A 15020-nucleotide genomic window follows, 5' to 3' on the forward strand; every position below is an offset into this window, starting at 1 on the left:
GGACACCGCGATGACCACGCCCACACCGCACGCCACGGGACCGACCACCCCGGCGGGCGCGACAGCGACCCGGCTCCGCAACGGCGAACTTCGTGCGATGGTCGCCAAAGTCCTCGCCGACGACCCCGCTGCCGCTCACACCCCCGGCAGCATCGCGAGCGCCCTGAACCGGTCATCGGGCGCGGTCGGGAACGCGTGCCGCGCGTTGACCGACCGGGGGCAAGCCGAAGTCGTCACGGTGGCGCCGGTGACCTATCGGGCCACTGCGACCACGGCATCCGCCGCCGCGCCCGCCGTCACCCCAGGCTCGTCACCTGCACCCCGCCCGCGACGGCCGAAACGCGCCAGCACAGCGCCCGCTGCGCCACTGCCTACACCGGCCCCATCCGCAACCGGCAGCACCACTACGCGACCGGCGCGCAAGGTCACCGGGCCGGTGAAACGTCCGAACGGGATGGATTACCACCCCCGGTTGCTTTCCGGCATGCCGGATGTGACCGCGCTGCAGCGGCTGCGCGACGCTGGGGTGGCTGCCCTGCTGTACGGCCCGCCCGGCACCGGGAAAACCTCGGTCGTCGAGGCGGCGTTCAACGACTGCCTCACGGTTCAGGGCGACGGCGACACCGTGGTCGCCGACCTGGTGGGCGACTACACCAAAACCCCCGACGGCGACTTCGTGTTCGTCCACGGCCCGCTCGTCCGCGCGATGCGCGCCGGGGTGCCGCTGTTCATCGACGACGCGACCCTGATCCCGCCGACGGTGCTCGCCGTGGTGTATCCCGCGATGGACGGGCGCCGCGAAATCATCGTCAAGGCCAACGGCGGCGAAGTCGTCAGGGCCGAGCCGGGGTTCTATGTCGTGGCCGGGCACAACCCCGGCGTGCACGGGGCCATCCTCACCGACGCGCTGTCCTCCCGGTTTCCGTGCACATCCAGGTCTCCAGCGACTATGCCCTCGCCGAACAGCTCGGGGTCGACAAGAAGGCCGTGCGGGTGGCGCGCAACCTCGCGACCCGGCAGGAGAAAGGCGAGATCGGGTGGGCGCCGCAGCTGCGGGAGCTGTTGGCGTTCAAGAAGCTCGCCGACGCGTGGGACCTCGACGCCGCCGCCGGGAACCTGGTCGGGATCGCGCCGGAAGAGGATCGCGTCACCGTCGCCGCCGTGGTGCGCGACGTATTCGGCAAGACCGTCGCCCCACTCGGCCTCGGTGCCCGCATTACCACCAAACCCTGAACCCGCCCCCGCGAACCCGTCGCGAAAGGCCCGCACCATGAGTGCCCATTTCACCGCCGACCCGACCGCCACCGGTGCCGCCGTGTTCCCCGCCCGCCCGGAATGGCTGACCCTGTCCGCCGCGTTCGCCGACGAGGTCCCGGTGATCGCTGACCGCGACGACCTTGTGGTCAGCGTCGCCCCCGGCGCGGGCGGCGGTGCCCCAGCCTGCTTCTACCCGCACCGCGCGCTGATCGAAGTCGACGGCGACCACCTCGGCGTGGACCCCGCCACCGTGGACCCGGCGAACCTGTCCGACCGGGCCCGCTACGCCCCGGCCTGGGGTGCCCTGACCCACGAGTGCGGACACGCCAAACACACCGCGTGGGAACCGCCGGACGGCGCCTCGCCCGCCGTGGTCGCCGCTGCGATGCTGCTGGAAGAGCCCCGGATGGAAGCGGCGCACATCCGCCGCCGCCCGGACGACCGGCACTGGCTCCGGGCGTGCGTGCAGGGCATCGTCGCCACTGACCTGCACCTCTACGCCGACCCCGCGACGGCCCCGAAGATGACCGCCGCCGACGCCGCGCACACTGCCGCGCTCCTGCTGGGACGGGCCGACGGCTGGGTGCTCACGCACGCCGAGGTCTACCCCGTCGCCCGGGTCGTCGAGGACGTGCTCGGCACCGAAGTCCTCGGCAAGCTGCGGGCCGTATGGCGGCAAGCGCTGCGAACCGCGGACGACGCGGGGGAGGAGATGCTCGACCTCGGGCGGCAGTGGTGCGAGATCCTCGGCACCGACCCTGACAGCCCGGACTCGACCTCGTCGCCGGCCTCGCCCGGGACCTCGGACACGTCGGACGGCTCGCCCGGACCCGGCGCACCCGTGAACCCGTCACCGCTTGCGGATGCCATCGCCGCCGTGCTGGGCAGCGTTGCGGCGAACGTCGCGGGCGAGAAGGCGCCCGAGGACCCGGCCGCCGTCGCCGCTGCCGCGAAAGAATGCGAAGACGCCGCCGCGAGGAAAGCCGCACGGGTGGCGCGGGGAGTATTCAGCACCGGCGGTCCCCCCGACGGCGACACCCTGACGGCGGGCACCCGGCCGCCCACACCGGAGGAGCACACCGCTGCGCGGGTACTCGCGCGGGCCCTTGACACCGCCGGAACCCGGGAACGGGTGGCCGTGCGCACCACCTCGCAGGTGCCGCCGGGGCGACTGCGGATGCGTGGGGTGCGTGCCGCCGAAGCCCAGCATGCCGCCGGGGCCGTGGTGACGGCCGAGCCGTTCACCCGCACCATCCGCAAACCGGTCCCCGTGCCGCCGCTGCGGGTCGGGATCGCGTGCGACGTGTCCGGCTCGATGGGCTGGGCACGCGCTCACGTGGCCTCGGCCGCCTGGATCCTGGCCAACGCCGCCCGCCACACCCGCGTACACGCCGACACCGCGAGCGTGATCTTCGGACACCACGTGCGCCCACTGACCCATCCGGGCAAGCCGCCCGCCGAGGTCACCGAATTTTGCTCCCGCGACAACTACGAGGACATCCCCCGAGCGCTGGACGCCCTCGACGGCGCGCTGGGCCTGTCCCGCCCCGGCGCGGCACGGCTCGTGGTCATCGTGTCCGACGGCGAATACCGTGCGACACCCCGCCGCAACGGGCAGAAGAAGCTCGACCGCCTACGCGTGTCCGGGTGCGCGGTGCTGTGGCTGACCACCAGCGACACCGACACCCCGCTCGCCGGGGCCACCGTCCACATCCTGACTGACCCCACCATGGCCGCCCGGGCCATCGGCCACGCTGCCACTACCGCGCTCCGTGCGGCTGCTCACCGGTAGGCGTGTCGGGCGGTGCACCCGCGGTGCACCTGCGTACCTCCGCGACCGCTGACCACCCGAACATCAACGGAAAGGTGAACTGCCATGGCTACCCGCGAAGAGCACATCATCGATGCGGTACTCGATCTGACATCCGAGCTGGCTGGGTCGTGGGGCCTCGTGACCTACGTACGCACCTACGGTTACATGACCAGTTTGTACGGCTGCATGGTGCTGATCGGCCCAGCAGGAGATGCCCTTCGCGTTGATCCGGTGAGGAACCGACGGCCGTGGGCGTACACCATCAAACCCGTCTTGCCGTCTGACGAGGACGAATTCGCAACCGGATGGGACGAGCCGGCCAGGTACGTCCACCACCCTCGTCTGAAGTACCCGCCGAGCTGGTTCATTCCCAGGGATTATCGCCCCCGTCCGTTGGTGGTGGAGACTCGCACGCCGGTCAAGGAAGTGGCCGACCGCCTCGAAGAGGACGTGCTTCCCACTTATCGCTTCTGGGCCGACCGCATCCGGGCACGCAACGCCCGACGCCGTGAGCGACTGGCGCAAGAACGCGCGGCAGCGCTCGACCTGGCGCAAGAATTCGGTGGGCCAGTGCGTCTCGTGTCCGGGCCGCCGAGCGTCACCTCGTGTCGGCTCGACGACGGGCAATCGCGCATCCAGCTGGACACTCGTTCGCCGTACGTGGAGATGTCGTTCTTCGTCCCTTGTGATCGCGCTGCCGTGATCGCGCCGGAGTTGGCTCGGCTGCTGGGTTTCGCCTCGACCACGGCGACCTGAAAGTACTTCGAAGGAACAGCACCAGCCCGCCCGAAATGAAGGAGAACATGATGAATGCCTCGATGACCGAACGCGATGAAGCCACCGGCGCTACGGCCACCAGTTACCACCACACTCGCGTCGTCGAGTTCGTCGGACGCACGCTCCGAGCGCGCGTCGAGCGCGACTGCTACATCAACCAGAGCTTCGCTGTCGCGGAGGTGCTCAGCGACCAGATGACGTGGACAAGCCTCGCCGCCGATGCTCCCAGCAACTGGTGGCACGGCACCCCGCGACCGAGCGCAGACGTCCACGCTGCCAGCGCTCTCGGCCCGCTGACCGAGCGTCTTCTCAGCAGGGCCGCCGAAGTCCTCGCCGCCCCACCGACCACACAGACCATTTCACCCCATGTCCACGGCGCGATCAGCGCGCTGCTGGCTACAACTTACGGCTTCGATGGCGAGAAGTGCATCGACCCGGACGACATCATGTGGGCGTACCGCCATGGCGGCGCATTGCGCATACTCGAGCACCCTGACGGCAGCGTCACCTCCACAAGGCCCACCGAGACGACTGTCCGTTCATCGGCACCACTGGCGAGCACGACTGCGACGGCAAGTGCGGTTTTCCGCATCCGGCCGATGTGAGCCAGCAGGCGACAGGGTGATCTCGTTGCCCGGTCTCCAGAATCCAGCGGGGGCGGATCGCCGCGATGGCGATCCGCCCCTGTTGAGTGTGTCGCGGTCAGATGGAAGTGAAGCGCTTCGGCGCTTCGCACGTTTTCGTTGCCATGCCGTTGGCGACGAGCTTCTCCAGGGCGTTGTTCACTGCGCCGCTTGACCGGACGAGCTCCGCGCCGATCTTGGCGGGTCCGAATTCCTCGCCGGGATGCGCCTGCAGGAATGCCAGCACCATGTCGTACAGCGCGCCTTTGGGCAGTCGTTCCTTCTTCGGTGCGTCCGCCGTTGCGGCTTCTGACGTTGCCGGGGCGCAGGGGGTGCCGACGTCGGAGTCGGGCACGGGCACGGGCACGGGCGAAGGATCGCCTTCTCGCGCGTCGGTTTCAGCGGTCGGTTCCTCCGTGCGCTGATCTGCCATGTCGGCCGCCGGTTCTTCGGTCGTGGCAACTTCGGCGGCCTTGTCGTTCTGGTCGTCGTCGCGCAGCGTCCAGGTGACGGGGACCGACTGGTCTTTGCCTGCGGTCCGGGTCACCATTCCCTCGGCAGCCCAGCGGGAGAGGAGCTTCGACGCCGTGGAGCGTCCGACTCCGGCCGCGCTGGCCAGGGCCGCGGTTGTCGCGCCGGGATTGGCTTCCAGTGCGCGTCGTACCTTCGGTTCCGCGGTTTCCGGCTGGGCGTCGGTCGCTGAGGTGTTCTTGGTTTCGGGCATGACAAGCTCCGTTTCGGAAGAAGCGGTGGATGGTCATGCCCCGGCCGGGGCGTTCGCCCGCCGGTGCGCGTCCGGTGGTTCGGGCTACACATCTATGGACGCTCCGTGCACCGCTTCATGTCAAGCGTTTGTCCAAACAAGACACGTGTATCGCCCGGAAGTGCTTGATTGTGTCAGTTTCAGTGCTGCGTGGTCGGTCTGGTTGCGCCGATGTAGTCGTCACCAGGATGGCGATACGGCTCCACCTTCACGGCTTGTCCGAAATCGGGGGCGTCGATCATGTTGCCGCCGCCGATGTACAGCCCGACGTGGTGGACGCGTCCGGCTGTCGCGTAGAAGACGAGGTCGCCGGGCAGAAGCGGCGCGCCGGCGGGCACGCGCGGCCCGGCAGCGTACTGCTCGCGTGACGTCCGCGGCAACGCGATGCCGGCCGCGCCGTAGGCGGCTCGGGTGAGACCGCTGCAGTCGAAGCCTGTGTCGCCGGCAAGTGGCCCGTTGCCGCCCCAGACGTAGGGCAGCCCGCGTTGCCCGCAGGCGTAGTTGATGGCGGTGAGTGCGGCGGACGTCGGCGCGGTGATGGTTCCGCAGTCCCCGCCGCCGGTGTGCTCGCAGGTCACTCCCGCGACCGCGGCCACGATGGCTTCGGCGTCCGTCTGGTGCTGGCCGTAGGCGTCTGGTGTCCCGGAGTGCTGGACGGCTTGGGCGGCGTGGTTGATGCTCATCTGCTGCCATCCGGGGACGGCCTGCAGATGCCGGTAGAACTGTGTCGCCGCGTAGGTGGGGTTCATGATCTGCTGGGGCGTGCCCCAGTCTTGGGACGGGCGTTGCTGGAAGAGGCCGAGGCTGTCCCGGTCGCCGTGGTCGAGGTTGCGCAGCGTGGATTCCTGGATGGCGACGGCGATCGCGATGACCCACCCGGGCTCGGGGACCTGCAGCTGCTTGCCGACCGAGGTGATGATCGCCGCGTTGGCGAGCTGGTCGGTCCCGTAGCCGGGCACTCCGTCGGAGTTTGTGCCGCTGGGTGTGCAGGTTGTGCTTTCGGTGCCGGTGAGCGAGGTGACGACGGCTGGCGGCACGGCGCCGAGCAGCACCGGGAGCATCGCGAGCACGGCGGCGACGCCGACCGCGATCTTCGATCCCATGACGCCCTCCTCGCGTGATCAGGCCCCGGGCCGGCGAGTGCGGCTGGGTGTGGCGTCCGGCGGCACTGGGGACGGCGGCGGTAGCCGGTAGGCGACGGCTTGGCCGGACGTCGGGCCGGTCGCGTCGTCGGGGCCGGAGGACGTCGTCGGCGCGAGGGCCGGCCAGGCATGTGTCAGCTCGCTGAGCGCGTGCCGCGGCGAGGTAGCGCGGTTCGATGACCTCGCGTTGAGCGGGAGCCAGACCTCGTCGGCCGGGCTCGGGCACGCCGTGCTCGAGTCGAGGAGGTCGGCGGCCGCGGTGGCGACGGGGACGTCGGCGCTGTGGTCGAGGTCGGCGTGGACACGGGCGAGTGCGGTGCGGGCGCCGGCTTCGCGGCGGCTGGTCGGCAGCCAGAAGAGGACCGGGGTGGCGATGCCGGTGGAGTCGGCGAGCCGGGCGTAGGCGAGCAGCTTGCGGGCGAGCTTGGTCAGCGACTCGCTGCCGGTGTCGTACTCGAGGAAGAACTCCAGCTCGCCGCCGATGCCGGCCCAGCGGCCGTAAGCGTCGGGGATGACGAGGTCGCCGAAATGGCGGGCGCAGCGGGTCTCCGACCACCAGGCCGTGACCCCCTCACCAGTTCGAACAGGGTCACGACGTCGGCTGCGTGCGATCAGGGAAGTGAAGAAGTCACCGACGCCGACGGTGTGGGCGAGGCGCTGGTTGTGGGCGATCGCCATCGCACGGTCGTGGCGGTAGCCGAGGTCTTTGACGTCGAGGCCGTGTTCGGCGGCCAGCACGGCGGCGCCGGCGGGCCCGAGGACGTAGTGCATCGGCGCGGAGCCGAGCTGGCGGAAGGGCTGGAATCGGCTGACGGCGCGCCAGAGGTACAGCTCGCGCAGTCGCTGGCGGGTCGAGCGGCTGGAGGGGAATGCGGCGTCCTGGATCTGGGCCGAGGTCAGGACGCGGTGTTCGAAGAGCAGGGCCAGCAGCCATTTGTCCCGCGCGGTGAGGCGGGCCGCGAGCGCAGCCTGGTGCTCGACGGAGCCGGCCGCGCGGGCGGCCACTCGGCCGGGGAGATGCTGCCGAAGCTGGTGCTGGCGTGTCGTCGTGGTAATCAAGGGGACCTCCGAAGGGGGCGTCAGAGCGGGGCGCGGCGCGGGTCGGTCTTGCGGTCTCGCGTCGGCCGGCTCGGCGGAGCCGGGGCGCCGGCGGGCCTCGACGGCGAAGGCCTGCTCTTGTGGAGGGCAGCGCGAATTTCTTTGGCGCGGCCGGGGACGGCGGGGCGCATCGGGGTGGTGGTCATGGTGAACGGCTCGGTCCCGGCGCCGTGGGCCACGAGCCGGGCGGCGACGTGGTAGACGCCGAGGTGGGCGAGGTCGTGTTCGGACAGCCGTGGCGTGGTGTGGCGGGCGAGTTCGCGGGCGTCCTCGGGGGAGGCGTTGAAGAAGATCTTCGACCTGGCGTTGGTGGAGATGCCTTCCTTGAGCTCGCGGGGAAGCTGGCCGAGGTGCTGGTGGGCGAGCGTCATCGAGAGCCGGAAGCCGCGGGCTTCGGCGAGCATGTCCTCGATCGGGTAGGGCAGGTTGAGGAAGTTGTGGCACTCATCGATGACCAGCGAGGCGTCCGGGCGTTCGCGCTGGGGGACGCGGGCGCGGCCGGTGGTGGCCTGCCAGGTCCGGGCCACGACCAACGAGCCGACAAGCCGGGTCGTCTCATCCCCGAGTGAACCTTTCGGTATCCGAACCAAGCAGATGCCGCCCTCGTTCAGGATCTGGTTCATGTCGACGGTGGAGCGGCCGCCGGCGATGGCGTCCTTGACGAACGGCCGCAGCAGAAAGGCGCGCAGCTTGTTCATCAGCGGGGAGATGACCTGGCTGCGGCTGGAGTCGGTCAGCTCGTCGTACCACTCCCAGAACCCGGCCAACACTGGGTCGGTGAGCCCGCCGGTGATCCGGGCGCGGAAGGCTTCGCTGGTCAGCAGCTTGGGCAGGTCGGCGAGGGTCGGCACGCCGTCCTGGGCGCGCAGGGTGAGGCAGGCAGCGCGCATGAGGTCGTCGGTGCGCGGACCCCAGAACGCGGAGTAGACGCGGCGGAACACCGAAACAAGGTTGTCGACCTCACGGTCGGTCTCGCCGCCTTCAAGGGGATTAAGGCAGGGCGGGCGTTGCCTGGAGTCGGCGTCGAACAGCACGACCCGGTCCGCAGCCTCGCGGGGGAGCCGGGAGAGGACGTCGGTGACCAGGTCGCCCTTGGGGTCGATGAGCACGACGCCGCGGCCGGCATCCGCGTCGTCGAGAATCAGGTTCCCGAGCAGGGTCGACTTCCCGGAGCCGGTAGCGCCGAGGACGTGCAGGTGGTGGCGGGCGTCGGGTACGCGTAACCCGATGGGGCGGGCGTGGCCGGTGTCGGCGATGCCGAGCGGCTTGACCTCGGGGCCGGGTACCGCGATGCCCGGCGGTGGCGCGACGGCTTTGGCTCCGGCGCGCTCGATGCCCGGGATTTCGGCGTCGACAGGTAGGTGCGCGATCGCGGCCAGCTCGGGGACGGACAGCAGGTCGCCGCGGTCGAGACGGCGAATGCCGAGCGTGCGAGATGGGTGGTGAAGGCGGGCTCGGTGGAAGTGGTTGTGCTCGGTGTAGGCGGCGAAGCTCGCGGCGAGTGCGTGGGCGCGGCCGCGGGCGGTGTCCCGGGTCCGCCGGACGTCGGCCTCGGTGGCGTCGGCCGGGAGGTGGGTGGTGACGGCGTAGCGGACGACGACCTCGTACTGGGAGCCGCGCTGCTTGCCGACGATTGCCCGGTTCTGCGCGGAGTACTCCAGCGACAGCTGCGGGTCCTGGCTGATCCGCCGCGCGTCACGAGTCCGCCCGGGACGAGTTGCCGCCGCGCCCGGTGTGACGAGGTCGAGCACGCGGCCGCCGAGCCGACCCGACGCGCCGGCATGCACCCGCCGGGCGGCGCGACGCGCTCGGCTGACCCGTCGGCCGGTGACCGGTCGTGCAAGGACCTGCACACTTGCGTACTCGCCGCGTCCGAGGCCGACGGGCGCGCCGAGCAAGCCGCGGATCGGGTCGGCGTCGAACCCGGTCCGGATCGGCAACGCCTCCGGCCGCGCGAGCCGCAGCTGACCGCCGACGATGATCGCCCGCAGACCAGCCTTCGGCTCGGGCAACGGTGGGTCGGCCACGACCGCGCGGGTGTGGGCGCCGGGCCAGGCGGCTTCGACCGCCCGCTCGACCAGCCCCGGCGGGATGACACCGGGAACCCACAACCGCAGGCTGACGCCGTGCTCGGAAAACCGGTACTCCCACGTGAGGTGCGGCTGGCCGGTGAACCACCGCCGCCAGCGCGGCCGCAGCAGGCCGACGAGGTTGGACCACAGCAGGACGCCGCCGGCAGGATCGACAGTCGGCGGGGCGAGCACGGTGACGCACCGCGCGTCAGCCAGCAGCGCGGCATGGCACCTGCCTCGCCACCAGCGCCGACCCACCACCTGGCCCGCTACGGCGATCATCAGCACCGGAAGCGCAACCGGCGTCCACCGCAATGCCTCGTCGAGGGCGCCGGCGAGCAGCTGGTGCGTCGCGCTCCACGGATCGGTCAGGTAGTCGCCGATCCACCCCTCCTGCCAGATCATGGTGCGACCTCCGACCCGGCTGGGCCGAGGTCGATGACATCCCCGACTGTGGGGTCCCCGAAGTCGTAGGCGATCTCGGCGAGTTCGGTGGGATCGGTCGTGACCAGGACGTTCTCTGTCGGTGACGCGAGCGCTTGGAAGGCGACCCATTCGGTGCCGGAGCCGAGCAGGCCTTGGCCGCGGTCGGCGGTGAGTAGGAACTGGCGCTGTCCTTCGGAGAGGTTGAAGGTGGCTGCGATCTGGTCGATCGCCTGCGGGGATTGGCGCAGCAGCACGCTGGTGGCGGCGTTAGTCACGATCGCGCGGCCGAGCTCGCTGCGCAGGAAGTCCTCGATGTCCTGGCTGGCGACGGTGAGTCCGGCCCAGTGCTTGCGGAACGTCTTTGCCATCCGGTGCAGGAACTTCGCACCCTCCGGTGACTGCATCAGCAGCCACGCCTCGTCGACGACCACCAGCCGCCGGCGCCGGTCGGCCGGGTTGGAGACCCGTCGCCAGACCGCGTCGAGGGTAAGCAGGGTGCCGATTGCCTTGAGCTCGTCGGGTAGGTCCCGCAGGGAGAACACGACGAGGTGGCCGTCGGGGGTGGTGGTCGTGGGGCTCGAGAACAGGTCGGCGAAGGCGCCGTCGACGAACGGGTGCAGCCGAGCGGCGAGGTCCGCGGCGACGGCATCGCCGGCAGCGGCGAGGACGTCGCGCAGGTCGCGCATCATCGGTGCTGGTCGGGTCCAGGTGCGCGGGTCGGTGGTGATGCCGGTGTTGGCGTAGGTGGTGATGAGGGCGGTGTCGAGGACGGCGCGTTCGCCGGCGGTCAGCTCGGCGCCGAGGCACACGGCGAGCACGGTCTGCAGGAACAACGCCCGCCGGGTCAGCGCGTCCTGCGGCGCGGTCCGGCGTCCGGTGGCGGTGGTGTGGATGGGCAGGTCGAAGGGGTTGAGCCGGACGCCGCCGGCGCCGAGGTGGACGTAGGCGCCGCCGACCTGGTCGGCGAGTCGGGCGTATTCGTCTTCGGGGTCGATGACGAATGCCTGGATGTCGCGGTACAGGCTGCGCAGGGTTTCGAGTTTGACCAGGTAGGACTTGCCGGAGCCGGATCGGCCGAGGACGACGGAGTTGTGGTTGTCGCAGGTGAAGCGGTCCCAGTGGACCAGGCCTTGGGAGCCGACGTTGTAGCCGTAGAGCACGCCGCTGGGCGAGCTCGACGTCGGATCCGTCGCGGGCAGGTCCGGTGATGTGAAAGGAAACGCGGCGGACGCGGCGGCAGTGTCGAACGTCCTTTTCAGACCGAGGGAGTCCAGCCCGAGCGGAAGCGTGGTGACCCAGCCCTGCAGCGACCGGTAGGTGGCGGGTTTGGCGTCCAGCAGCAGCGACGCGCACAGCGACCGCAGCGCCGACACCTCCTCGGCCAGCGCCTGCTCGTCGGGGGCGTGGATGGTCAGGTAGAGGCCGAACTTGAACAGCCGGCCTTCGCCGCGGGCGATGCGGCGGGACAGGTCGGCGGCGTCGTCGGCTGCCGCGTCGAGGTCCGGGTCGTCGAGCTGGTCGTGGCGGGCGTGGTGACGGCGGGAGGACTCCAGCCGCGCCCGTTGCTTCTTCAGGCCGCTGGCGGCGGTGACCGGGTCGACGGGCTGGACGTGGACGGAGACGTCGAGGCGGGCGGGGTAGGTCAGCAGCGGGGCGAGCCAGCCGGGGTAGACCTCCTGCGGGTAGCCGGTGACGCCGAAGGAGGCGACCCATTCGTTGCCGACCTCAAGATGCCGTGCGCCGATCGACAGCGAGTCCGGCGTGAACGCCGCCGCCGAGCGGGGTGGCTGGGTGCGGGACATGCTGCTCACCTGTCTTCGAAGTCGTCGTAGAAGTCGGCGGCGGTGACGACGTCGCCGGCGCCGGCCAGTGCGGCCGAGGGCGGGAGGAAGGTGTCGGGGTTGCACGCCGCGGCCAGCACGCCGGTCGCGGTCGCCGCGTCCAGCGCGGTGACGACGATCCCGGCCGCGGTGAGCAGCTCGACCGCCTCGTTGAGCCGCCGGGCGAGACGCTGTTCGCCGGCCTGGCGCGTCGCGTGATCGACCGTGGGTGCTGCGGGCCGTCGCCGGAGGCGGCCGAGGGTCGAGCTGACGCTGTCGACGACGGCGGAGCGGGTGGGCTCGCGGAGAACGAGCAGCACTTGGCGGCGCAGTAAGTCGGCGTGCTGGCCGAGCTGGGCGAGGTAGTCCGCGTGATCGAGCGCGGCGGCTTCGAGGGCGGGGTGGGGGAGTCCGCCGGCGCGGTCGCGCAGCTGGTCGATCTGCGGGGCGAGGTCGAGCCGTTCGGCGCGCACGAGGAACTGTACGGGTGCGGTCAGCGAGTGCAGGTAGCGGGCGAACGAGCTGACGAGCGCTTCCTGTTCGGCGGCCGTGCGCAGCGAGAAGTTGACCGTCGAGCACGCGGCGATCACCGCGAGCCCGTCATCGCCGAGGTCGACGACCCCGGCGGTCGTCCCGTCGTCGACCCCGCGGGCGGGCAGCTCCAGCGGCGTCGGCGCCACGTCGTCCTCCTCCGACTCGGCAGCCAGCCAGGCCGGCACCGGCCCGACACCTTCCGGCGCGGAGACCTGGCGGCGCGGGGTGAACCGCTGTCGGACCGCGGCCAGCAATAGACGGTCGAGCGGGACGCCGTCGCGGCGGCCGAGCGCGACGACGGCGACGGCGAGTCCGATCGGGATCGCGACGAGCAGAAACAGCGGCAGCGGCAGGAAGCTACGGGTGGCGCCGTAGAGGGCGTAGAGCAGCAGTCCGGTGACGCCGAGGATCGTCAGCTGCCGCGCGGTGAGCGGGCCGAGCACGCGGTCGGGGCGGTCGACGTCGGCGGGAATGCGCACGGGACGGGACATGAGCGCTACCTCACTTCGACTTGGGGCGGCGTCGCCGCGGCGGCAGATTCAGCGGCAGAGGCAGCTGGTTCCCGGTGCGCTTGCGCACTGGTGCCGGTGCTGCTGGCAATTCGGGTTTCGGCTGGCGGCGGAGACCGAGGGGGAGTGGGTACTGCCCGGACGCGAGTGACCGGTTCCCGCTGAAGGCATCGGGCGCAGGACGACGGTGGGCGCGTGCCGCACGGTTGATCTGACCGGAGGGTGTGATCAGGCCGGGCCCGGTCTGCGGTACGCGGTTGGTTCGGCCTGGGTTGCCGAGTTCGTCGGCGAGGCTGCGTCGTGCGGGCCGCGGTGTTTGCGGCGGGAGGTGGATCGGCAGCATGCCCGCGCTCGGCGCGATCAGCGCGTTCGGCAGCTTCGCCGGCGGGCGCGCGTTGCGGCTGATCCGCCCGTCCGGCGTCAGCAGTCCCGGCTGACGCGCTGGCCGAGCGGTGGGAGTGGGCGCGGCGAGGTCGTCGGCGAGCGTGCGCCGCGGGGTTCGGTCGGGATCGCGGCGCACGGTGATCGGCAACCCGAGCTGGTCGGCGGGCAGCGCGTTCGGCAGGTCCTTCAGCGGCAGCGCGCGCGGGTTGGCCCGGACCGTCGAGTCGCCGGTGCGCGTCGTGAACAACGACAGCTGACCCGGCCCCGGCGTTCCGTCGAGCGCACCGGCGCGGGGGAGCTCGTCCCACCCGCGGCGCGGGTTCAGGCGCGAGCGGGTGGCGCGTCGCAATTTCATCGGCAGCATGAACTGTCCGGACCGAGTCGCCGGCGGATCCGGCGGCGCGCTCGGCCCGGCGACGCGAGCTCGCGAGGTGGCGCGGCTGGCTGCTGCGCCGGAGAGCAGGCCCATCGTCTTGTAGGCGATGACGCCGCGCGCGATCCGGCCGAGCAGGGAAGGGCGGCCGGAGCGGAGCGGGGCGAGGAACCAGAACGGGATTTTGATGAGCACGTACATCAGCGCGATGCACAGCAGCAGGTTCATCAGCGACGAGAGCGACGGCCCGAAGAGGGTGAACCCGCCGGGTGCGAAGAACACCCGCACGGTGACCACGAGCGTCAACGACTGTCCGACCTGGATGGCCAGCACGCCGCCGGAGCCTTTCCACCAGAGGTAGGCGATGCCTTCGGTGTGGGGGAGGGCGTGGAACATCAGCGCGATCGGCGCGGCGGCGACCAGCAGGATCGTCACCATCACCCGCACGACGAAGACCACCAGCAGGACCAGCAGCATCGCCACCAGGACGAGCCCGAGAATGCCGAGGAAGATGCCGCCGCCGTGCAGGGAGCCCTGAACCATCGTGATCAAGCTACGCGTCATCTGCGCTGGGTCGACGCCCTCGCCGAGCACCGTGGCCGAGAGCGCGTTGGCGACCTGGACGCCTTTGGTCATCAGGAACAGCGACAGCGTCCCGGCGAGAAAACCCACGACGAGCCGCGGGGCGAGTTCTTTGACGGTGTAGCGGGCGTGCAGTGTCTGGTAGCCCATGATGATCAGCCCGGCCAGCAGCACGAGGATCACGTAGGCGGTGAGCAGGATGTGCCACGAGCCGACCCAAATTGCGCCGAGCCCGGGCAGCTGATCCGGCTCCGGCGTGGTGAGCAGCGTCTTGCCGAGCAGGTCCAGCAGAGGGTTCATCCCGGCGGCGACGACCGCGGCGAGCAATGCGCTCGCGGCGACGACCATGCAGCTGGTGAGGTCGGTCAGCCCGCACTCCGCAGCGTCGCCGCCGGGGCCATCTGGCACCTGGGCCGACGGTAGCGTGCTCGGCACGAGCGTGGACGGCTGCGGGATGCAGTTCGGTCCCTGACACGGCGAGCTGGTGGCTGGCGCGCAGCCGGGATCCAACGAGCCGGGGAAGCATGATGGCGGCGCGGGCAGCGCGGTGATCGGCGGCAGGGGAGTCGCCGGAATCGACGGGACCGAACTCGCGCTCGGAAGGTGGCATGCCGGTTCCGCGGAACCCGGCTCGCACGCCGGGTTGGGTGGCAGCGGCAACGGCGGCTGTGCCGGAGCGAGCTGGGCGGCGCCGGTGTGTCGTGGGCCGGCGGTGGCTGCGCTGGACGCGCCGCCGCCGAGCACGGTCGTGAGCAATGCCGCCAGGGCGATGAGCCAGAACGAGCGGCGTCGACGAGACCGGACGGGGTGCCCCGGTGCGAGCATGCAACGTGAGGCGTGGGCGGAC

At 71.0% G+C, this 15020-nt stretch carries 10 protein-coding genes; 3 read left to right on the top strand and 7 right to left on the bottom strand.

What is annotated here, in order from left to right; translation table 11 throughout:
- Nucleotides 1–10: 10 nt before the first annotated feature.
- The 3 genes from MUY14_RS47235 (at nucleotide 11) to MUY14_RS07125 (ending at nucleotide 4452) form a co-directional block, all read left to right on the top strand.
- Nucleotides 11–3049, top strand: coding sequence for an AAA family ATPase (locus MUY14_RS47235; RefSeq protein WP_247021960.1), 3039 nt, complete (start codon nucleotides 11–13; stop codon nucleotides 3047–3049).
- Between the two features lie 84 nt (nucleotides 3050–3133).
- The gene (locus tag MUY14_RS07120; protein ID WP_247021961.1) at nucleotides 3134–3826 is read left to right on the top strand and encodes a hypothetical protein; all 693 of its coding nucleotides are present in this window, start codon (nucleotides 3134–3136) and stop codon (nucleotides 3824–3826) included.
- Between the two features lie 35 nt (nucleotides 3827–3861).
- Entirely contained in the window at nucleotides 3862–4452 is a 591-nt protein-coding gene (locus MUY14_RS07125; RefSeq protein ID WP_247021962.1) for a hypothetical protein, read from the top strand.
- Between the two features lie 97 nt (nucleotides 4453–4549).
- Here MUY14_RS07125 and MUY14_RS07130 read toward each other — a convergent pair whose 3' ends face one another.
- From MUY14_RS07130 to MUY14_RS07160, 7 genes are all read right to left on the bottom strand, one after another.
- Entirely contained in the window at nucleotides 4550–5194 is a 645-nt protein-coding gene (locus MUY14_RS07130; protein WP_247021963.1) for a hypothetical protein, read from the bottom strand.
- Nucleotides 5195–5373: 179 nt separating this feature from the next.
- Nucleotides 5374–6336, bottom strand: coding sequence for a C40 family peptidase (locus tag MUY14_RS07135; protein WP_247021964.1), 963 nt, complete (start codon nucleotides 6334–6336; stop codon nucleotides 5374–5376).
- 18 nt (nucleotides 6337–6354) lie between these two features.
- Nucleotides 6355–7434, bottom strand: a complete 1080-nt coding sequence (locus MUY14_RS07140; protein WP_247021965.1) for a replication-relaxation family protein — start codon at nucleotides 7432–7434, stop codon at nucleotides 6355–6357.
- 20 nt (nucleotides 7435–7454) lie between these two features.
- A complete protein-coding gene (locus tag MUY14_RS07145; protein WP_247021966.1) occupies nucleotides 7455–9950 on the bottom strand; it encodes a type IV secretory system conjugative DNA transfer family protein in 2496 nt (831 codons plus the stop codon).
- Nucleotides 9947–11773 carry a VirB4 family type IV secretion system protein gene (locus MUY14_RS07150; protein WP_247021967.1) on the bottom strand — a complete coding sequence of 609 codons (1827 nt, stop codon included), beginning with the start codon at nucleotides 11771–11773 and terminating at the stop codon, nucleotides 9947–9949. Before MUY14_RS07150 ends, MUY14_RS07145 begins: the two co-directional genes overlap by 4 nt.
- 5 nt (nucleotides 11774–11778) lie before the next feature.
- The gene (locus tag MUY14_RS07155) at nucleotides 11779–12816 is read right to left on the bottom strand and encodes a PrgI family protein (protein ID WP_247021968.1); all 1038 of its coding nucleotides are present in this window, start codon (nucleotides 12814–12816) and stop codon (nucleotides 11779–11781) included.
- Nucleotides 12817–12826: 10 nt separating this feature from the next.
- A complete protein-coding gene (locus MUY14_RS07160) occupies nucleotides 12827–14521 on the bottom strand; it encodes a hypothetical protein (protein ID WP_247021969.1) in 1695 nt (564 codons plus the stop codon).
- Between the last annotated feature and the right edge of the window lie 499 nt (nucleotides 14522–15020).

This window comes from Amycolatopsis sp. FBCC-B4732 (assembly GCF_023008405.1).
Taxonomy (GTDB): domain Bacteria; phylum Actinomycetota; class Actinomycetes; order Mycobacteriales; family Pseudonocardiaceae; genus Amycolatopsis; species Amycolatopsis pretoriensis_A.

Bases quoted from the DNA above. Each gene is read 5' to 3' on its own strand.
- MUY14_RS47235 (WP_247021960.1), top strand. From the start codon at position 11: ATGACCACGCCCACACCGCACGCCACGGGACCGACCACCCCGGCGGGC.
- MUY14_RS07120 (WP_247021961.1), top strand. From the start codon at position 3,134: ATGGCTACCCGCGAAGAGCACATCATCGATGCGGTACTCGATCTGACA.
- MUY14_RS07125 (WP_247021962.1), top strand. From the start codon at position 3,862: ATGAAGGAGAACATGATGAATGCCTCGATGACCGAACGCGATGAAGCC.
- MUY14_RS07130 (WP_247021963.1), bottom strand. From the start codon at position 5,194: ATGCCCGAAACCAAGAACACCTCAGCGACCGACGCCCAGCCGGAAACC.
- MUY14_RS07135 (WP_247021964.1), bottom strand. From the start codon at position 6,336: ATGGGATCGAAGATCGCGGTCGGCGTCGCCGCCGTGCTCGCGATGCTC.
- MUY14_RS07145 (WP_247021966.1), bottom strand. From the start codon at position 9,950: ATGATCTGGCAGGAGGGGTGGATCGGCGACTACCTGACCGATCCGTGG.
- MUY14_RS07150 (WP_247021967.1), bottom strand. From the start codon at position 11,773: ATGTCCCGCACCCAGCCACCCCGCTCGGCGGCGGCGTTCACGCCGGAC.
- MUY14_RS07155 (WP_247021968.1), bottom strand. From the start codon at position 12,816: ATGTCCCGTCCCGTGCGCATTCCCGCCGACGTCGACCGCCCCGACCGC.
- MUY14_RS07160 (WP_247021969.1), bottom strand. From the start codon at position 14,521: ATGGTCGTCGCCGCGAGCGCATTGCTCGCCGCGGTCGTCGCCGCCGGG.